21 protein-coding genes are annotated in these 18,772 nt (G+C 73.2%); 16 read left to right on the top strand and 5 right to left on the bottom strand.

Translation table 11 applies throughout. The annotated features are described in order from the left end of the window. Positions 1–24: 24 nt before the first annotated feature. The 4 genes from alr (at position 25) to ACZ6Z8_RS36900 (ending at position 3,418) form a co-directional block, all read left to right on the top strand. Positions 25–1,224 (top strand): alanine racemase, encoded by a 1,200-nt coding sequence (alr, locus tag ACZ6Z8_RS36915; protein ID WP_465614376.1) that lies wholly within the window; start codon positions 25–27, stop codon positions 1,222–1,224. Further along, on the top strand, positions 1,221–2,498 hold the full coding sequence (locus ACZ6Z8_RS36910) for an alpha/beta fold hydrolase (RefSeq protein WP_465614375.1): 1,278 nt from the start codon (positions 1,221–1,223) through the stop codon (positions 2,496–2,498). Before alr ends, ACZ6Z8_RS36910 begins: the two co-directional genes overlap by 4 nt. A 101-nt stretch (positions 2,499–2,599) precedes the next feature. Next, a complete protein-coding gene (gene tsaE, locus ACZ6Z8_RS36905; protein WP_465614374.1) occupies positions 2,600–3,094 on the top strand; it encodes a tRNA (adenosine(37)-N6)-threonylcarbamoyltransferase complex ATPase subunit type 1 TsaE in 495 nt (164 codons plus the stop codon). Between the two features lie 129 nt (positions 3,095–3,223). Then, entirely contained in the window at positions 3,224–3,418 is a 195-nt protein-coding gene (locus ACZ6Z8_RS36900) for a hypothetical protein (RefSeq protein ID WP_465614373.1), read from the top strand. A gap of 77 nt (positions 3,419–3,495) precedes the next feature. Here the strand turns inward: ACZ6Z8_RS36900 and ACZ6Z8_RS36895 are convergent, their stop codons facing one another. Next, on the bottom strand, positions 3,496–4,062 hold the full coding sequence (locus tag ACZ6Z8_RS36895) for a hypothetical protein (RefSeq protein WP_465614397.1): 567 nt from the start codon (positions 4,060–4,062) through the stop codon (positions 3,496–3,498). A gap of 158 nt (positions 4,063–4,220) precedes the next feature. Here ACZ6Z8_RS36895 and tsaB point away from each other — a divergent pair, with 158 nt between their 5' ends. From tsaB to ACZ6Z8_RS36870, 5 genes are all read left to right on the top strand, one after another. After that, entirely contained in the window at positions 4,221–4,895 is a 675-nt protein-coding gene (gene tsaB, locus ACZ6Z8_RS36890) for a tRNA (adenosine(37)-N6)-threonylcarbamoyltransferase complex dimerization subunit type 1 TsaB (RefSeq protein WP_465614372.1), read from the top strand. A gap of 23 nt (positions 4,896–4,918) precedes the next feature. Beyond that, complete coding sequence (rimI, locus tag ACZ6Z8_RS36885) at positions 4,919–5,416, top strand: ribosomal protein S18-alanine N-acetyltransferase (RefSeq protein ID WP_465614396.1); 498 nt, start codon at positions 4,919–4,921, stop codon at positions 5,414–5,416. Beyond that, complete coding sequence (gene tsaD, locus ACZ6Z8_RS36880) at positions 5,409–6,500, top strand: tRNA (adenosine(37)-N6)-threonylcarbamoyltransferase complex transferase subunit TsaD (protein WP_465614371.1); 1,092 nt, start codon at positions 5,409–5,411, stop codon at positions 6,498–6,500. Before rimI ends, tsaD begins: the two co-directional genes overlap by 8 nt. Next, positions 6,497–6,757 carry a hypothetical protein gene (locus ACZ6Z8_RS36875; RefSeq protein WP_465614370.1) on the top strand — a complete coding sequence of 87 codons (261 nt, stop codon included), beginning with the start codon at positions 6,497–6,499 and terminating at the stop codon, positions 6,755–6,757. The genes tsaD and ACZ6Z8_RS36875 overlap by 4 nt, the downstream gene beginning before the upstream one ends. Before the next feature lie 78 nt (positions 6,758–6,835). Continuing rightward, a complete protein-coding gene (locus ACZ6Z8_RS36870; protein ID WP_465614369.1) occupies positions 6,836–7,753 on the top strand; it encodes a polysaccharide deacetylase family protein in 918 nt (305 codons plus the stop codon). On the opposite strand, the gene ACZ6Z8_RS36865 is transcribed toward ACZ6Z8_RS36870, so the two are convergent. The 3 genes from ACZ6Z8_RS36865 to ACZ6Z8_RS36855 are packed head-to-tail and all read right to left on the bottom strand — an operon-like array spanning position 7,729 to position 9,403. After that, the gene (locus tag ACZ6Z8_RS36865; protein WP_465614368.1) at positions 7,729–8,925 is read right to left on the bottom strand and encodes a THUMP-like domain-containing protein; all 1,197 of its coding nucleotides are present in this window, start codon (positions 8,923–8,925) and stop codon (positions 7,729–7,731) included. The genes ACZ6Z8_RS36870 and ACZ6Z8_RS36865 overlap by 25 nt on opposite strands. 17 nt (positions 8,926–8,942) lie before the next feature. Further along, complete coding sequence (locus tag ACZ6Z8_RS36860; RefSeq protein ID WP_465614367.1) at positions 8,943–9,080, bottom strand: hypothetical protein; 138 nt, start codon at positions 9,078–9,080, stop codon at positions 8,943–8,945. Continuing rightward, the gene (locus ACZ6Z8_RS36855) at positions 9,071–9,403 is read right to left on the bottom strand and encodes a hypothetical protein (protein ID WP_465614366.1); all 333 of its coding nucleotides are present in this window, start codon (positions 9,401–9,403) and stop codon (positions 9,071–9,073) included. The genes ACZ6Z8_RS36860 and ACZ6Z8_RS36855 overlap by 10 nt, the downstream gene beginning before the upstream one ends. Before the next feature lie 248 nt (positions 9,404–9,651). Here ACZ6Z8_RS36855 and groES point away from each other — a divergent pair, with 248 nt between their 5' ends. From groES to ACZ6Z8_RS36840, 3 genes are all read left to right on the top strand, one after another. Beyond that, positions 9,652–9,957, top strand: coding sequence for a co-chaperone GroES (gene groES / locus ACZ6Z8_RS36850; protein WP_014136232.1), 306 nt, complete (start codon positions 9,652–9,654; stop codon positions 9,955–9,957). Between the two features lie 132 nt (positions 9,958–10,089). Then, positions 10,090–11,718 carry a chaperonin GroEL gene (gene groL, locus ACZ6Z8_RS36845; protein WP_402812683.1) on the top strand — a complete coding sequence of 543 codons (1,629 nt, stop codon included), beginning with the start codon at positions 10,090–10,092 and terminating at the stop codon, positions 11,716–11,718. A gap of 141 nt (positions 11,719–11,859) precedes the next feature. Then, the gene (locus ACZ6Z8_RS36840) at positions 11,860–12,858 is read left to right on the top strand and encodes a LysR family transcriptional regulator (protein ID WP_465614365.1); all 999 of its coding nucleotides are present in this window, start codon (positions 11,860–11,862) and stop codon (positions 12,856–12,858) included. A gap of 97 nt (positions 12,859–12,955) precedes the next feature. On the opposite strand, the gene ACZ6Z8_RS36835 is transcribed toward ACZ6Z8_RS36840, so the two are convergent. Beyond that, a complete protein-coding gene (locus ACZ6Z8_RS36835; RefSeq protein ID WP_030232562.1) occupies positions 12,956–13,282 on the bottom strand; it encodes a WhiB family transcriptional regulator in 327 nt (108 codons plus the stop codon). Positions 13,283–13,845: 563 nt separating this feature from the next. On the opposite strand from ACZ6Z8_RS36835, the gene ACZ6Z8_RS36830 reads away from it, so the two are divergent. The 4 genes from ACZ6Z8_RS36830 (at position 13,846) to ACZ6Z8_RS36815 (ending at position 18,584) form a co-directional block, all read left to right on the top strand. Beyond that, positions 13,846–14,457 (top strand): response regulator transcription factor, encoded by a 612-nt coding sequence (locus ACZ6Z8_RS36830; protein WP_014136228.1) that lies wholly within the window; start codon positions 13,846–13,848, stop codon positions 14,455–14,457. Positions 14,458–14,792: 335 nt separating this feature from the next. After that, entirely contained in the window at positions 14,793–15,509 is a 717-nt protein-coding gene (locus ACZ6Z8_RS36825; RefSeq protein WP_465614364.1) for a sigma-70 family RNA polymerase sigma factor, read from the top strand. Positions 15,510–15,788: 279 nt separating this feature from the next. Further along, entirely contained in the window at positions 15,789–17,291 is a 1,503-nt protein-coding gene (guaB, locus tag ACZ6Z8_RS36820) for an IMP dehydrogenase (RefSeq protein WP_380418054.1), read from the top strand. 165 nt (positions 17,292–17,456) lie between these two features. Next, positions 17,457–18,584: a GuaB3 family IMP dehydrogenase-related protein gene (locus tag ACZ6Z8_RS36815; protein WP_465614363.1), complete on the top strand. Its 1,128-nt coding sequence runs from the start codon at positions 17,457–17,459 to the stop codon at positions 18,582–18,584. Positions 18,585–18,772 lie beyond the last annotated feature (188 nt).

Below are 18,772 nucleotides of genomic sequence, written 5' to 3'. Positions count from 1 at the left end.
GGGACGTCTGGGAGACTGACCCTGATGACAACTGCGAACACGACCGGCACGGCCACCCTCACCGACGGCGTACGGGCCGAGGCGACCATCGATCTCGCCGCCCTGCGCGGCAACCTCGCCACCCTGCGGGAGCGCGTCGGGAGCGCGGCGGTGATGCTCGCGGTCAAGGCGGACGCCTATGGCCACGGCGCGGTCGAGTGTGCCCGCGAGGCGGTCGCGAACGGGGTCGGCTGGCTCGGCTGCGCGACGCCCGACGAGGCCCTGGCCCTGCGGGCCGCGGGCATCCGCCCCGAGCAGGCCCGGATCCTGTGCTGGCTGTGGACGCCCGGCGGGCCGTGGCGCGAGGCGCTGCGCGCGGACCTGGACATCTCGGTCAGCGGGCAGTGGGCGCTGGAGGAGCTGCTGACGGCCGTTCGGGAGACCGGCATCCCGGCGCGCGTGCACCTGAAGGCCGACACCGGCCTCGGCCGCAACGGCTGCCAGCCGCACGACTGGCCGCAGCTGGTGGCCGAGGTGCGGCGGGCCGAGTCCGAGGGGCTGCTGAAGGCCGTCGGAGTCTGGTCGCACTTCGCCGCCGCCGACGAGCCCGGCCACCCGTCGATCCGGGCCCAGCTGGACTCCTTCCGCGCCGCGCTGGCGCACGCCGAGGCCGCCGGGCTGCGCCCCGAGGTCCGGCACCTCGCGAACTCCCCGGCCACCCTGCTGCTGCCCGAGTCGCACTTCGACCTGGTCCGCACCGGGCTGGCCGCGTACGGGCTGTCGCCGGTGCCGGAGGTGGGCTCGCCGGCCGACTTCGGGCTGCGCCCGGTGATGGCGCTGACGGCCCGGCTGGCGCTGGTCAAGCACGTGCCCGGCGGCCACGGGGTCAGCTACGGCCACCACTACGTGACGCCCGGCCCGACCACGCTCGGCCTGGTCCCGGTCGGCTACGGCGACGGCGTGCCGCGGCACGCCAGCGGCACCGGCCCGGTGCAGATCGGCGGCAAGTGGCGCACGGTGGCCGGCCGGGTGGCGATGGACCAGTTCGTGGTGGACCTGGGCGGCGACACCCCCGAGGTCGGCGACGAGGTGCTGCTGTTCGGCAACGGCGAACGCGGTGAGCCGACCGCCGAGGACTGGGCCCGCGCCAGCGGCTCCATCTCGTACGAGATCATCACCCGGATCGGCGCCCGGGTGCCCCGCCGCTACCTGGGCGGCAGCCACGACGGGAGCCGCACGGCATGACCGGGGCACCGGACGGGACCAGCCCGGTGGCGGCGGTGGCCAAGGCGGCCGGCGCGGCCGGCACCGGGGTGAGCCGGGCCGGTCTGATCGGGATCTCGGTCGGTGTGCTGGCGGCCGGCGCGGCCGCGGGCGTGGCGATGGAGCGGCTGACGGTCGGCCGGGCGATGCGCCGCCGGGCCCGGGCCGAACTGGAGGCGGCGGCCCCGTACGGCTCGCTGCGCGGGCTCCCGCGGACGGTGGCCGCGCCGGACGGCACCGAGCTGTACGTCGAGCTGGACGGTACGGGCTGGGACGAGCCGGACGGCGGGGGCGAGCGGGCGGGTGGCCGCGCCGAGCCGCTGACCGTGGTGTTCAGCCACGGCTACTGCCTCAACCAGGACAGCTGGCACTTCCAGCGGGCGGCGCTGCGCGAGGGCCTGCGGCTGGTCTTCTGGGACCAGCGCAGCCACGGCCGCTCCGAGCGCTCCCGCTCGTACCTGGCGGGCGAGCCGGCCGGGATCGACCAGCTGGGCGGCGACCTCAAGGCGGTGATCGACGCCGTCGCGCCGACCGGGCCGCTGGTGCTGGTGGGCCACTCGATGGGCGGCATGACGGTGATGGCGCTGGCCGACCAGCACCCGGAGCTGTTCCGGGAGCGCGTCGCCGGGGTCGCGCTGGTGGGCACCCTGGCGGGGGACTGGAACGAGGTGAGCCTCGGTCTGCCGACGGTCGGGGCCAAGCTGTTCAAGCGGGTCGCGCCCGGCGTGGTGAAGCTGCTGGGCCGTCAGGTCGAGCTGGTGGAGGCGAGCCGGCGGATCGGTTCGGACGTCGCCGCCGTGTTCTACCGGAAGTTCTCCTTCGGGGGGCGGGACGTCGATCCCGGCGTGGTGCGCTTCGCCGAACAGCTGCTGGACGCCACCCCGATCGACGTGGTCGCCGAGTTCTACCCGGTGTTCGGCGCCCACGAGAAGTACGAGGCGCTGGCGGCCCTGCGCGGCCTGCCGGCCCTGGTGCTGGCCGGGACGAAGGACCTGCTGACCCCGTCGGCGCACAGCGAGGCGATGGCCGAGCGGCTGCCGGGCGCCGAGCTCGTGCTGGTCGAGGGGGCCGGGCACCTGGTGCTGCTGGAGCGCCCGGAGCCGGTCGACCGCGAGCTGGCGCTGCTGCTGCGCCGCGCCGCCGATTTCGCCGGTGCCGCGCCGCTGTCCCCGGCCGTCCTCGCGCTCGCCGAGGAGCCGCCCGTGGACGGTGTCGGGGGCGCGGCGGCGCAGGATCCGGCCGTCGACCCCGTCTGAGCCCCCCGCCCGCCGCGGCGGGGTGAGCCGGTGTGGCACGGTAGCGGTGGCGGCCGGTGTTCGGCTCGCCGTTACGGACGACCGAAGGGCAAGACACGCGCATGGGCTCGCACGCCACTCTCACCGTCCCCACCCCGGAGCGGATGGGCCGGCTCGGCCGGGAGCTGGCCGCGCTGCTGCGGCCGGGGGACCTGGTGCTGCTCTCCGGCGAGCTGGGAGCGGGGAAGACCACGCTGACCCGGGGCCTGGGGGAGGGGCTGCAGGTCCGCGGGGCGGTGACCTCGCCGACCTTCGTGATCGCCCGGGTGCATCCCTCGCTGGTCGGCGGCCCGGCTCTGGTGCACGTGGACGCGTACCGGCTGGGCGGGGACCTGGACGAGATGGAGGACCTCGACCTGGACGTCTCGCTGCCGGAGTCGGTGATCGTGGTCGAGTGGGGCGAGGGCAAGGTCGAGCGGCTGTCCGAGGACCGGCTGGAGGTGCGGATCGAGAGGGCGATCGGCGACACCGCCGGGGAGGACCACGATCCGCGCCGGGTGGTGCTGACCGGCCTCGGGGAGCGCTGGGCGGGCGTGGAGCTGGCGGAGCTGGCCTGAGGCCTGTCCGGCGCCGGTCGATCGGGTTCCACCGTTTTGCCGACAGGCTGTCGGCAAGGTGTTGCGGGCGGGGTGCCGGGCGTGGTGGGATGGGTGCTGCGGTTAGGTCTGCCTAACTAGGGAGGCGCCATGTCGAGCACCACCCCCGCCCCGGAGCGCGCCGCGCGCACCACCGGGGCCGGAGAGTCCGCCCACCGCGCCGCGGGTGAGCCGATGCGGGCGCTGCTGGCCGCCTGCGCGGCCGCCGAGGCGGTGTCCACCCCGCCCGAACCGCGGCCCCGGCAGGCCGAGGAGCCCGAGGCGGAGAGGCCCCGGGCCGCGTAGCACCCGCCCCGCACGGCACCCGCTTCGCACGGCACCCGCCCCGCCTGCCGCCCGTCGTACGGGCGGCGGGGCCGGGCTCAGGCGACCACGACCACCTTGGTGCCGTTCGAGGCGAAGTCCCAGAGCAGCTGGCCGTCGGCGCGGCTGCTGCGGATGCCACCGGTCTTGGCCTTCGGGTCGGCGGTCGGGGGCGCGTCGTCCAGGGCCGCGCCGAAGCCGAACACCACGCCGTTCTGCTGGGCGAAGCGCACCACGTGCTCGATCTTCCGGCCGTCCGTACCCGTGCCGGCCGCGGTGCGGCTGTACACCGAGTAGCTGCCCGGGGTGGGCTCCAGCGACCCCGGGGTGACCGGGAAGGCGGCCGCGACCTGCGGGTTCTTCTTCGGGTCGACCAGCCAGACGAAGTGGCTGCCGGCCGAGTAGACCACCCGGGTGCCGCTGCCCGAGGAGGCCGGCAGCGGCGGGACGGTCGGGGTCGCGGAAGCGCTCGGCGTCGCGGAGGCGGCCGGGCCGGTGGTCGTCGAGGCGACGGTCGGACGGGCTCCGCCCGCGCGGTCCTGGGCGCCGTTGGCCTGGAAGGCCAGCAGGCTCACCACCGCCAGGGCCCCCAGGGTCAGCCCCGTGACCACCACTCCAGGACCCATCTTCGCCACGTGCCCGCTCCCGCCGCCGTCCGCTGTTCGTACCGCCCTAATCGTGCCAGGTCCCCCCGGCCGGTCGGCAGCGCCCTGGCACGTGTGTTCCGGAGGGGGACACCAGCTCGATCGGCCGGTCGGCCCAACGTCGGTCTAACCTTGACCCCGTGCTGCTGCTCGCGTTCGACACCGCTACCCCCGCCGTCACCGCCGCCGTCCACGACGGCACCGCGGTCCTCGCCGAGACCCACCAGGTCGACGCCAGGCGCCACGGCGAACTGCTGCTGCCCGCGATCGACCAGGTCCTGCGGGCCGCCGGTGCGGACAAGCACCGGCTCACCGGGATCGCGGTCGGCGTCGGCCCCGGCCCGTACACCGGCCTGCGGGTCGGCCTGGTGACCGCCGCCGCGCTCGGCCACGCGCTCGGCGTGCCGGTGCACGGCGTCTGCACCCTGGACGCGATCGCCTTCCAGGCCCGCGCCGAGGGCCTGGCCGGGCAGCCGTTCACCGTCGCCACCGACGCGCGCCGCAAGGAGGTCTACTGGGCCTCCTACGACGCCGACGGCGGCCGCACCGAGGGCCCCGGCGTGGACCGCCCGGCCGAGCTGACGCCCGCGGCCCGCTCGGTCGGCGCCGGCGCGCTGCTCTACCCCGAGGCCTTCCCGGGCGCGCAGGGCCCCGAGCACGTCTCGGCCGGCGCCCTGGCCGGCTTCGCCGCCGCCGAGCTGGCCGCCGGGCGCGAGCTGCTGCCGAACGTGCCGCTGTACCTGCGCCGCCCGGACGCCCAGGTCCCGGCCGGCTACAAGACGGTTCTGGGGGGCAAGGCGGTGCTCCCGGCGTGAACCACGGCACCACCCTGCGCCCGATGCGCTGGTGGGACATCGAGCCGGTGATGGACCTGGAGCGCAGGCTGTTCCCCGAGGACGCCTGGTCCCACGGGATGTTCTGGTCCGAGCTCGCCGAGGCCCACCCGGGCGGCACCCGCCACTACTCGGTCGCCACCGCCGCGGACGGCACGATCGTCGGCTACGCCGGTCTGATGACGGTCGCCGACGAGGGAGACGTCCAGACCATCGCCGTCGACGAGCGCCACCAGGGCGCCGGCCTCGGCACGGCGCTGCTCACCGACCTGATCCACGAGGCCGCCCGCCGGGGCTGCGCCGACCTCCTGCTGGAGGTGCGGGTGGACAACCAGCGCGCCCAGCGGCTGTACGAGCGCCACGGATTCGAACCGGTGGGCATCCGGCGCGGCTACTACCAGCCCGCCGGCATCGACGCGCTGGTGATGCGCCTCGAACACCCCAGCACCGACAGCACCGACAGCACCGACCCGAAGGACATTGAGGACACCCCCCATGGCTGACGAACCGCTCGTCCTCGGCATCGAGACCTCCTGCGACGAGACCGGCGTCGGCATCGTGCGCGGCACCACGCTGCTGGCCGACGCGGTCGCCTCCAGCGTCAACGACCACGCCCGCTTCGGCGGCGTCGTCCCGGAGATCGCCAGCCGCGCCCACCTGGAGGCGATGGTCCCGACCATCCAGCGCGCCCTGGACACCGCCGGGGTCAAGGCCGGCGACCTGGACGGCATCGCCGTCACCGCCGGCCCCGGCCTGGCGGGTGCGCTGCTGGTCGGCGTCAGCGCGGCGAAGGCGTACGCCTGGGCGCTGGACAAGCCGCTGTACGGGGTCAACCACCTCGCCTCGCACATCTGCGTCGACCAGCTGGAGCACGGCCGGCTGCCCTCGCCCACGATGGCCCTGCTGGTCTCCGGCGGGCACTCCTCGCTGCTGCTCAGCGAGGACATCACCACGGACGTCCGTCCGCTCGGCGCGACCATCGACGACGCGGCCGGCGAGGCCTTCGACAAGGTCGCCCGGGTGCTCGGTCTGGGCTTCCCGGGCGGCCCGATCGTCGACCGGACGGCCCGCGAGGGCGACCCGAAGGCGATCAACTTCCCGCGCGGACTGACCGGGAAGAACGACCCCGAGTACGACTTCTCCTTCTCCGGCCTGAAGACCGCCGTGGCCCGCTGGGTGGAGGCCAGGCGCCGGGCCGGCGAGGAGGTGCCGATCGCGGACGTCGCCGCCTCCTTCCAGGAGGCGGTCACCGACGTGCTCACCCGCAAGGCCGTCAAGGCGTGCAAGGACAACGGCGTCGACCACCTGATGATCGGCGGCGGCGTCGCGGCCAACTCCCGGCTGCGCGAGATGGCCCAGCAGCGCTGCGACCGGGCCGGGATCCGGCTGCGGGTGCCCCGGCCGGGCCTGTGCACCGACAACGGCGCGATGGTGGCGGCGCTGGGCTCCGAGATGGTGTGGCGGGACCGCACCCCCTCCGCCTTCGACCTGTCGGCGGACTCCTCGCTGCCCGTCACCGACGTCCACGTGCCGCACACCCATTTCCACGGTCAGGCCTACGACGCCCTCGGCGGCGGCGCCGCGTGACGGTCGCCGCGATGTGGGAGGCCCGGGCGGCGGACGGCCGGGCGGCCGAACTCGCCGCCTGGGTGCGGGAGTCCGCGCTGCCCGCGCTGCGCGGCGCGGCCGGGCTGACCCGGACCGAGCTGTTCTCCGCGCCCGGCGAGCGGGTCCTGCTGATCACCTGGTGGCAGGGCGAACCCGTGCCGGTCGCCGACCCGCCGGCCGAGCTGTTGGGCCGCCCGGTGCACCGCTGGTCCTTCACCAGCGAGCACGTCGAGTAGGTCGTGGCCGGGAACCGCGCGACGGCCGCTACCGTGCATAGCTGAGAGAAAGCTGGACGGGACCGGGAGCGCGGTGCGGTGAACAGGGACGGGCGGAGCAGGACCAGGACCAGGGCGTACGCGGCGGGGGCGCTGGCGCTGCTGGCCTTCACCACCGCCTGCGGCGACAACGGCGGCGGCACCGCCGCACCGGCCGGGACCGGGGCCGCGTCGGCGGCGTCCCAGCCGCCCGGCGGTGGCGGCACGCCGGGCGCCGCGGCCACCACGCCCGGCGCGGCCCCGGCCGAGGGCGACGCCGCGGCCTGGGCGAAGTGGAACCTCAAGCCGCTGGCCCCGGCCCCCGCGCCGCCCGCCGACAAGCCCGTCAAGCTCGAACGCACCGGCGCCGTACCGGTGTTCAGCGACGTGAAGACCACCGACAAGGTCGTCTTCATCACCATCGACGACGGCGCCGAGAAGGACCCGAAGTTCGTCGAGATGCTGACCGACCTCAAGGTGCCGATCACGATGTTCCTGACCAAGGACATCGTCAAGAACGACTACGGCTACTTCAAGCCGCTCCAGGCCCTCGGCAACCACATCCAGAACCACACCGTCACCCACCCGGTGATGAGCAAGCTCCCGCCGGACAAGCAGAAGTCCGAGATCTGCGAGGACCAGGCCGCGCTCACCCAGCAGTACGGCACCGCCCCGCTGCTGTTCCGCCCGCCGTTCGGCGACGGCGCCAACACCCCGACGCTCAACACCTCGGTGCAGCAGTGCGGTCCGCGCGCGATCGTGCTCTGGCGCGAGTCGATGCAGATCCACGACATGCAGTACCAGGCGGGCGACAAGAAGCTGAAGCCCGGCGACATCATCCTGGCGCACTTCCGCGGCCCCAAGGAGCTCAAGGGCGCCACGATGACCCAGATGTTCGCGGACCTGCTGGCCCGGATCCAGGAGCAGGGCTTCTCGGTGGCCCGGCTGGACGACTACATCCAGCCGCCGGCCTCCTGAGGCGTCCGCACCGGCTGTCCCAGCATCATCAGCGGCCCGTTGTCGGTGCGGCTGAGGATCACCGTGACGGTGGTCGGTCCGGAGGGCTTCAGCTGACGGCGCAGCTCCTCCGGGGTGATCGCCATCCCGCGCTTCTTGATCACCACCGTGCCGACCCCGCGCTCGCGCAGCAGCGCCTTCAGCTTCTTGATGTGGAAGGGCAGCACGTCGGTGAGCTCGAAGGCGTGCGCGTACGGGGTGGCGACCAGCCGGTCCGAGGTCAGGTAGGCGATCTTCGGGTCGATCAGCCGGCCGCCGACCTGCTCGGCCACCTCCGCCACCAGGTGGGCCCGGATCACCGCGCCGTCCGGCTCGTACAGGTACCGCCCGACCGGGCCGGCCGGCGGGTCGGGCAGGTCGCCGCCGGTCAGGCTGGCGGCCTGCGGCAGCAGGGTGGCGCGGTGCGGGCGGTCCGCCCCGGTGCCGAACCAGAGCACCGCCTCCTTGACGTCCCCGTGGTCGGACACCCACTCGGCCTCGGCGTCCGCCGGAACGGCCTCGTGCGGGATGCCCGGGGCGACCTTCAGGGCGCCGATCGGGGTCCGCCGTCCGGCCTCGATCGCCCAGGAGAGCGGCGGGGCGTACGCCTCCGGGTCGAACACCCGGCCGCGCGAGGTGCGCCGGGCCGGGTCGGTGAACACCGCGTCGTAGCCGGTCACGTCCACCTCGGCGACGTCCGCGCAGACCACCTCGACCAGGTCGGCCAGGCCCAGCGCGGCGGCGTTGGCGGCGGTGGCGGCGCAGGCCGCCGGGTCCCTGTCGACGGCCAGCACCTCGATCCCGGCCCGGGCCAGCGCCAGCACGTCCCCGCCGATGCCGCAGCACAGGTCCGCCAGCCGCCGTACGCCCAACCCGGCGAAGCGGCGCGCCCGCCACTCGGCCACGCTGCGCCGGGTGGACTGCTCGACGCCGTTGGGCGTGAAGTACATCAGGTCGGCGTCCGCCCCGAACTTCGCCCGCGCCCGCTGCCGCAGCCGCGCCTGGCCGAACGCCGCCGACACCAGCTCCGCCGGGTGCTCCCGCCGCAGCCGGGTGGCCAGGGCCAGCTCCTCCTCGGGGGCGAACTCGCGCAGCTCGGCGAGCAGGGCCTGGCCCTCGGGGGTCAGCAGGGGCTGGAGGTTCTCGGTGTCCACGAGTTCATTCTCGCCGGTCAGTCGATCAGCCAGAGCAGCAACGCCAGGACGGCCGCCACCACCAGCGACACCATCGCCACCGCGCCCACCAGCAGGTCCACCGCCCAGTGCAACCGCGGACGCGCAGGAGCGTCCTCGGCCCGGCTCAGCGCCACAGGACACCCGAGGCGGTGACCGCGGGCGTGAACGCCGAGATCACGGCGGCGACCGTCAGGAACCGGTAGCCGGACCGCCAGCTGCGCACGGCCACGACGACGCTCGCCGCGAGGGCGGCCACCGGGCCGGCGATCATCCCGATGCCCAGGAAGGCCCAGATGCGCCCGTCCCCGTCGTCCCCGGAGCCGGCACCGCTGCCGAGGCAGAGGGTGAGGTAGAAGACGGCGAACGGGAGCACGACGCCGAGCAGGGGCACTGCCAGCAGGGCGAGGGACACGTCCTTGAGCCGGGACGGGCCGACGCGCAGCGGAATCGATGTCATGTCAGGAGTCTTGCCGCGGGCCCGCGGCCCGCACATGAGTACGGCTACTCATCCGCTACCCGAGTCCGCCGGGCGCGCCGTTGGCACTCTGGTTGACGGAGTGCTAACGGCAGCCTATGGTCGTCCTTGGCACTCCCCAGTAGGGGAGTGCTAACGCGAAGACGTGTGTCTGACCCCCGCGACGGCAGGCCCGCAGGTTCGCCCCTACCCGTTAGAAAACCCCGTAATCTCCGAAGGGGAGCTCGGACGTGACCACCAGCAGCAAGGTTGCCATCAAGCCGCTCGAGGACCGCATCGTGGTCCAGCCGCTCGACGCCGAGACCACCACGGCCTCCGGCCTGGTTATCCCGGACACCGCCAAGGAGAAGCCCCAGGAGGGCGTCGTCCTGGCCGTCGGCCCGGGCCGCTTCGAGGACGGCCAGCGTCTGCCGCTCGACGTCGCCGTCGGTGACATCGTCCTGTACTCGAAGTACGGCGGCACCGAGGTGAAGTACCAGGGCGAGGAGTACCTCGTCCTCTCGGCTCGTGACGTTCTCGCCATCATCGAGAAGTAACAGCACCGAGAAGTAAGACGTTCCGACCCGCCCCGGATCCGTGTCCCAAGTGACAGGGGCCCGGGGCGTGGTTGTTGGTTCACGTAGTTCGGCGGCCGGTCGGCCGGCCGCAGCCCCGAGGGAATAGGGAACATGGCGAAGATCCTGCAGTTCGACGAGGACGCCCGCCGCTCGCTGGAGCGCGGTGTCAACAAGCTGGCCGACACCGTCAAGGTGACCATCGGTCCCAAGGGCCGCAACGTCGTCATCGACAAGAAGTTCGGCGCCCCGACCATCACCAACGACGGTGTCACCATCGCCCGTGAGGTCGAGCTGGACGACCCGTACGAGAACCTTGGCGCGCAGCTCGTCAAGGAGGTCGCCACCAAGACCAACGACGTCGCGGGTGACGGCACCACCACCGCCACCGTGCTGGCCCAGGCCCTGGTCAACGAGGGTCTGCGCAACGTCGCCGCCGGTGCCGGCCCGGCCGCCCTGAAGAAGGGCATCGACAAGGCCGTCGCCGCCGTCTCCGAGCACCTGCTGTCCGTCGCCCGCGAGATCGAGGGCAAGGACGACGTCGCCGCCGTCGCGTCCCTCTCCGCGCAGGACGCCCAGGTCGGCGAGCTGATCGCCGAGGCGATCGACAAGGTCGGCAAGGACGGTGTCATCACCGTCGAGGAGTCGAACACCTTCGGCGTGGAGCTGGACTTCACCGAGGGCATGCAGTTCGACAAGGGCTACCTGTCGCCGTACTTCGTCACCGACGCGGAGCGTCAGGAAGCGGTCCTGGAGGACCCCTACATCCTGATCAACCAGGGCAAGATCTCCTCCATCCAGGAGCTGCTGCCGCTGCTGGAGAAGATCCTGCAGAGCGGTGCCTCGAAGCCGCTGCTGATCATCGCCGAGGACGTCGACGGCGAGGCGCTGTCGACCCTGGTCGTGAACAAGATCCGCGGCACCTTCAACGCCGTCGCCGTCAAGGCCCCGGGCTTCGGCGACCGCCGCAAGGCGATCCTCGGCGACCTGGCCGTCCTGACCGGCGGCACGGTCATCTCCGAGGAGGTCGGCCTCAAGCTCGACCAGGCCGGTCTGGACGTGCTGGGCACCGCCCGCCGCGTGACCATCACCAAGGACGACACCACCATCGTCGACGGTGCCGGTGACTCCGAGGCCGTGGCCGGCCGCGTCGCCCAGATCAAGGGCGAGATCGCCGCGACCGACTCCGACTGGGACCGCGAGAAGCTGCAGGAGCGCCTGGCCAAGCTGGCCGGCGGCGTCTGCGTCATCAAGGTCGGCGCCGCCACCGAGGTGGAGCTGAAGGAGCGCAAGCACCGCCTGGAGGACGCCATCTCGGCGACCCGCGCCGCGGTCGAGGAGGGCATCGTCGCCGGTGGTGGCGCCTCCCTGGTCCACGCCGCCAAGGTGCTGAACGACGGCCTGGGCCTGTCGGGTGACGAGGCCACCGGTGTCGCCGTGGTCCGCAAGGCGCTGCACGAGCCGCTGCGCTGGATCGCCCAGAACGCCGGCCTGGAGGGCTACGTCATCACCTCCAAGGTCTCCGAGCTGGAGATCGGCCAGGGCTACAACGCCGCCACCGGCGAGTACGGCGACCTGGTGAAGGCCGGCGTCATCGACCCGGTCAAGGTCACCCGCTCCGCCCTGGAGAACGCCGCCTCGATCGCCTCCCTGCTCCTCACCACCGAGACCCTCGTGGTGGAGAAGAAGGAGGAGGAGGCCGAGGCCGGTCACTCGCACGGCGGCCACGGCCACTCGCACTGACGCCGAACGCCTGACCGGAGGCCCGGTCCGCCACCCCGCGAGGGGCAGCGGGCCGGGCCTCCGGCCGTGCAGGGCGGGTCCTCCAGGCTTCAACTATCAGTAGAATTTTGCAGAATGCAAAGATTGCCTTATAACTGAGGCATGATCGAGGCCCGCCATCTGCGCGTCCTGCGTGCCGTCGCCCGCACCGGCTCCTTCTCCGCCGCCGCCCGCGAGCTGGGGTGTACGCAGCCTGCCATCAGCCAGCAGATGAAGGCCCTGGAGAAGTCGGTGGACACCCCGCTGGTGGTCCGCTCGGGCCGCGGGATGCAGCTCAGCGAGGCCGGGCGCGTCCTGCTCAAGCATGCCACCGGAATCCTGGCCGGGCTCTCGGCCGCCGAGGAGGAGGTCGCCGCGATCGCCGGGCTGCGGGCCGGCCGGGTGCGGCTGGTCTCCTTCCCGACCGCGAGTTCCACCCTGGTGCCGCCCGCGGTCGCCCGCCTGCGGGACAGCCATCCGGGGGTGCGCGTGTCGCTGGTCGAGGCCGAGCCGCCGGAGTCGCTGGCGATGCTGCGCGGCGGCGAGTGCGAGATCGCCCTGGCCTTCCGCTACCCGCAGTCCGACGGCGCGGCCGCGGCGCCCGGGCCCGTGCACGGCTCGCCGCGGGAGGCGCGGGCCGAGGCGAACCTGGAGGCGCAGCAGCTGTCGGCCGGGACCGACTGGTCCGACCTGGTGGTGACCCCCCTGCTGGACGACCCGCTGGTGGGCCTGCTGCCCGCCGGCCACCCGCTGGCCGGGCGGGGCGGTCCGGTGGGGCTGGCCGAACTGGCGGGGGAGCAGTGGATCGCCGGCTGCCCGCAGTGCCGGGGGCACCTGGTGGAGCTGTGCGCGGGGGCCGGCTTCGAGCCCCGGATCGACTTCGCGACCGACGACTACCCGGCGGTGGTCGGCCTGGTGGCGGCCGGACTCGGGGTGGCGGTGCTGCCCCGGCTGGCCCTGCAGTCGGTGCGTCCTGACGGCGTGTCGACGGTGCCGGTGCGGACGGCCTCCGGGGTGCCGGCGGTGCGCCAGGTGGTGGCGCTGACCCTGCCGGACCTGGCCGAGGTCCCGGCCGTCGCGCTGATGCAGGAGCGGCTGGCGGGCGCGGCGGCCGACCGCTGACGGTCGGCGACGGCGGCCCCGGTGCCCCCGGCCGACGCAGCAGCGGCCTGAGGCGCCGCGAAGAAACGTTTCTCCACGGCGCGCCGCGGATGCGGGTCTAGCGGTGCGCGACCGCCGGCGGGGTCAGCGGGACCTCCACCAGGCGGTGCCGCGAGCGGCCCAGCATCTCCTCGCGCTCGTCCTCCGTCATCCCGCCCCAGACGCCGTACGGCTCACGGACCGCCAGGGCGTGCGCGGCGCACTCCGCGATCACCGGGCAGCGCATGCACACCTCCTTGGCGCTGGCCTCGCGCGAACTGCGCGCCGCCCCGCGCTCGCCCTCGGGGTGGAAGAAGAGCGAGCTGTCCACGCCGCGGCAGGCTGCCGAGAGCTGCCAGTCCCAGAGGTCCGCGTTGGGACCGGGGAGACGGGAGAAATCTGCCATGGCTCATTCCCTTCAGAGGCGGTCGGCGGCAGCCGGGCTCTTCGGCGGGCTGCTGCCGAGCGGTGCCCGGCGGGGCGTCCCGCACTGGTGTGGACACCTGGAAATATGACTTAAGGCAACTCCATGGACAAGTCACCCACACACTGGCACAACAGTCAATGACCATACGAAAGCTATAAAAACGGGCAAAGTGGGCAAGGGTTTTCGTTGGGCCCGGGCGTGGCAATCGGGTGGCCCGGGGGGCGCGCGACACGCCGCACCGGTGTGCGGGTCGTACGCCGACCGCGCGCGAGCTGCGCAAAAGTGCGGCGTGTGCACCGCGATGCGGCTGATCGGTAATGGGTTGGCCACGTACAGTGGTGGAGATGCCCTGAAGGCCGTAACTCATTCGAGTGACGGTCGTTGGAAGTGCGGAGGCGGTTAGCGGGCGCCGGACGTCGGGAACGATCGCGGGCAAGTCGGGGCGATCAGTACGAAGTCTGTCGCCGATCGGCCGTGTCGGAGAGGTTCGTACCAGCCAGGAGGCTCAACGTGACGCGGATCAGCTGCGGAGGACGACGGTCATGACTTCCGTTCTCGTTTGCGACGATTCCCCGCTCGCCCGCGAGGCGCTTCGCCGCGCCGTCGCGACCGTACCCGGTGTGGACCGGGTCACCACCGCGACGAACGGGGAGGAGGTCCTCCGCCGCTGGGTGGCCGACCGCTCCGATCTCGTCCTGATGGACGTCCGGATGCCCGGCCTCGGCGGGGTCGAGACCGTCCGGCGGCTGCTGTCCGCCGACCCGGGCGCCCGGATCATCATGCTCACCGTCGCCGAGGACCTCGACGGCGTCGCGCTCGCGGTGGCCGCGGGCGCCCGCGGGTACCTGCACAAGGACGCCTCGCGCGCCGAACTGCGGGCCACCGTCACCCAGGCGCTCGCCGACCCGACGTGGCGGCTCGCCCCGCGCCGGCTGCGCAGCCCCGACATGGGCGCGGCGCCGACCCTGACGGCACGTGAGATCCAGGTGCTGGAGGGTATGAGCCACGGACGCAGCAACGCCGAGATCGGGCGCGAGCTGTTCCTGTCCGAGGACACCGTGAAGACCCACGCCCGACGGCTGTTCAAGAAGCTCGGGGCCTCCGACCGCGCCCACGCGGTGGCGCTGGGTTTCCGCTGGGGCCTGGTCCGCTGACCACCGCCGCCGCCGCCGGCCGCGGCGCGCCGCCGTCGAATTCCGGAACGGGGGCCGCACAGGCGTGTGACGTTACGGTCCCGAGGTTGCACCATGGAGGAGTGGAGCACCTCGGGGACCAGCGGACAGGCACTGCGGCGAACCACGCAGCCGCAGGACACTCGGCGGACGGCGCGACGGACGGGACCACCCACGGCGGCGGGGCGGGAGGCGGCACGGTGCAGGAGGGGCCGGTGGTGCGCGGCACGCCGCACGGCGCCGCAGCGCATAACGTTCCGGTGCACAACTCCGGACGCGGTGCCGCGTTTTCCCGGTCGACCAGGCACCATGGACCGATGCGCGACGATGTCGCCGGTGTGGCCGGCCAGGCGGACCCGGGGGAGGCCGAGCCCTCCGACCCGGGCCACGATCCGTCGTACGCGGAATCCCCCGGCCCCGGCGCCGAGGTCGGTCCGGGGCGCCCGCCGGTGCTCGGCACGGGAGGCTCGCCCCTGGTCGGCGAACTGGTCGCGGCCGCCGTGCGCGGCGAGGGCCCGGCCATCGACGCGCTGCTCGCCTACGTCCACCCGCTCGCGCTGCGGTACTGCCGCGCCAAGCTGGTCCGGCTGCCCGGCGGGGCCCGGCACCACGTGGACGACGTGGCCCAGGAGGTCTGCGTCGCCGTGCTGTGCGCGCTGCCCCGGTACAAGGACCAGGGGCGGCCGTTCGAGGCCTTCGTCTACGGCATCGCCGCGCACAAGATCGCCGACCTGCAGCGGGCCGCGATGCGCGGACCCGGCTCGACCGTGGTGCCGCAGGACGACCTGCCGGAGGTGCCGGACGAGGCGCTCGGCCCGGAGGAGCAGGCGCTGCTCAGCAGCGACGCGGCCTGGGCCAAGGAACTGCTCTCCAACCTGCCGGCCCGTCAGCGCGAACTGGTGCTGCTGCGGGTGGCCGCCGGACTGTCGGCGGAGGAGACCGGCGAGGTGCTCGGGATGTCGCCGGGGGCCGTCCGGGTGGCCCAGCACCGGGCGCTCAGCCGGCTGCGGGCGCTCGCGGAGGAGTCCTCCTGAGCCTTCCGGGCGGAAGGCGCAGGCCGGCGCGGTCCCGGCGGGCGGAATGGGGGTGCGGGGGTCCTTGTTGTCAAGGGCGCACGAGGGCACATTCGCGATGCCAGTACCATGGGGTATCGGCGCCTGGGCAGGTTGCCAAAGTTTCGCGGGTGCGGAGGCGGTTCCTTTGGAGGTTCCTCCAAGCCACCCGGCTTTCGGCGGTCTGCGCGAGTGAGCGATCAACGCGCCCCTCCCTCTGGGCGCGAGCGGATTAGGCCGGCCACGGAAGGTACTCCCCAAATGTCTTACAACGCCGCAGGCGTACCCGAGAAGTTCGCCATGCTCGGGCTCACGTTCGATGACGTCCTGCTGCTGCCCGGGGCCTCCGAGGTGCTGCCGAACCAGGTCGACACCTCCTCCCGGGTCTCCCGGAACGTCCGCGTCAACATCCCGCTGCTGTCCGCGGCGATGGACAAGGTCACCGAGGCCCGGATGGCCATCGCGATGGCCCGTCAGGGCGGCGTCGGCGTGCTGCACCGCAATCTCTCGGTCGAGGACCAGGCCAACCAGGTCGACCTGGTGAAGCGCTCCGAGTCCGGCATGGTCACCGACCCGATCACGGTCGGCCCGGACACCACGCTGGCCGAGGCCGACGCGCTGTGCGCCAAGTTCCGCATCTCCGGCGTGCCGATCGCCGACGAGGCCGGCAAGCTGCTCGGCATCGTCACCAACCGTGACATGGCCTTCGAGTCGGACCGCAGCCGCCAGGTTCGCGAGATCATGACCCCGATGCCGCTGATCACCGGCAAGGTCGGCATCTCGGGCGAGGACGCGATGGCGCTGCTGCGCCGTCACAAGATCGAGAAGCTTCCGCTGGTCGACGACGAGGGCCGGATCAAGGGCCTCATCACCGTCAAGGACTTCGTCAAGGCCGAGCAGTACCCGAACGCCGCCAAGGACGCCGAGGGCCGTCTGCTGGTCGGCGCCGCCGTCGGCGCCAGCGCCGAGGCCTTCGACCGGGCCCAGGCCCTGGTCGAGGCGGGCGTGGACTTCCTGGTCGTCGACACCTCGCACGGCCACAGCCACAACGCGCTGGCCTGGATCGAGAAGATCAAGTCGGCCGTCCGGGTCGACGTGGTCGGCGGCAACGTCGCCACCCGGGACGGCGCCCAGGCGCTGATCGACGCCGGTGTGGACGGCGTCAAGGTCGGCGTCGGCCCCGGCTCCATCTGCACCACCCGCGTCGTCGCCGGCATCGGCGTCCCGCAGATCACCGCCATCTACGAGGCCGCCCAGGCCTGCCGGGCGGCCGGCGTGCCGGTCATCGGCGACGGCGGCCTGCAGTACTCCGGCGACATCGGCAAGGCGCTGGCCGCCGGTGCCGACACCGTGATGCTGGGCTCGCTGCTGGCCGGCTGCGAGGAGTCCCCGGGCGAGCTGCTGTTCATCAACGGCAAGCAGTTCAAGTCCTACCGCGGCATGGGCTCGCTGGGCGCCATGCAGTCCCGCGGCCAGGGCCGCTCCTACTCCAAGGACCGCTACTTCCAGGCCGAGGTCGCCTCGGACGACAAGCTCGTCCCCGAGGGCATCGAGGGCCAGGTCCAGTACCGCGGCCCGCTGTCCGCCGTGCTGCACCAGCTGGTCGGCGGCCTGCGCCAGACCATGGGCTACGTCGGCGCCGGCACCATCGCCGAGATGGAGAGCAAGGGCCGCTTCGTCCGGATCACCTCGGCCGGCCTCAAGGAGAGCCACCCGCACGACATCCAGATGACCGTCGAGGCGCCGAACTACTCGGCCCGCTGAGCCACCGATCGGCCGGACATCCGAGGGGCCCGTCGCTGCACCGCAGCGGCGGGCCCCCGTCCGTCCGGGGCGTGGGCCGTCGGGGCGTTGCCGGCGGTAGTACGGGATACTGGGGTCGGCCGGGGTGACCCGGCGGGCATGAGCAACAAACCAGAAGGGCTCGAAGTGACTGAGATCGAGATCGGGCGAGGCAAGCGCGGCCGCCGGGCGTACGCCTTCGACGACATCGCCGTCGTCCCCAGCCGCCGTACGCGTGACCCGAAGGAGGTCTCGATCGCCTGGCAGATCGACGCCTACCGCTTCGAGCTGCCGTTCCTGGCCGCCCCCATGGACAGCGTGGTCTCGCCGCAGCAGGCCATCGCCATCGGCCGCCTCGGCGGCCTGGGCGTGCTGAACCTCGAAGGCCTCTGGACCCGCTACGAGGACCCGCAGCCGCTGCTGGACGAGATCGCCTCGATCACCGACCAGGCCGGCGCGACCCGCCGGCTGCAGGAGATCTACGCCGCGCCGATCCGCGCCGAGCTGATCAAGCAGCGGATCCAGGAGGTCCGCGACTCCGGCGTGGTCACCGCCGCCGCGCTCTCGCCGCAGCGCACCGCCGAGTTCTCCAAGGCCGTCGTGGACGCCGGGGTCGACGTCTTCGTCATCCGCGGCACCACCGTCTCGGCCGAGCACGTCTCCAGCGCCGCCGAGCCGCTCAACCTCAAGCAGTTCATCTACGAGCTGGACGTCCCGGTGATCGTCGGCGGTTGCGCCACGTACACCGCCGCGCTGCACCTGATGCGGACCGGCGCGGCCGGCGTGCTGGTCGGGTTCGGTGGCGGGGCGGCCCACACCACCCGCAACGTGCTGGGCATCCAGGTGCCGATGGCGACCGCGGTCGCGGACGTGGCGGCGGCGCGGCGCGACTACATGGACGAGTCCGGTGGGCGCTACGTGCACGTGATCGCGGACGGTGGGGTCGGGTACAGCGGCGACATCCCGAAGGCGGTGGCCTGCGGCGCGGACGCGGTGATGATCGGCGCTGCGCTGGCCCGGGCCACGGATGCTCCGGGCAAGGGGTTCCACTGGGGGATGGAGGCCGTCCACGAGGAGCTGCCGCGCGGGAAGCGGGTGGACCTCGGGACGGTCGGCACCACGGAGGAGATCCTGACGGGGCCGTCGCACACGCCGGACGGGACGATGAACCTGTTCGGGGCGCTGCGGCGGGCCATGGCTACCACGGGGTACACGGAGCTGAAGGAGTTCCAGCGGGTTGAGGTGACGGTCAATCCGGCGCTGGATCACCGCTGAGGGGATTGCTGGAGCAGGGACGGAGGCCTTTGCCGGATTGACCGGTGGGGGCCTTCGGGCTTTTCGGGGGGCTCTCGGGAGGGTGGGTGACGCCGGGGGCGGTTCCGGGGGTGGGCGCTCCGGGGGCTGGGTGATTTTGGGACTGCCCACTCTGTGGGTGGGGGGGGGGTGGCCGGTGGCAGTCTGTC

The organism is Kitasatospora sp. NPDC101108 (assembly GCF_055584725.1).
Note: the sequence above shows the minus strand (reverse complement) of the source record. Positions and strands in the feature narration are given on the sequence as shown.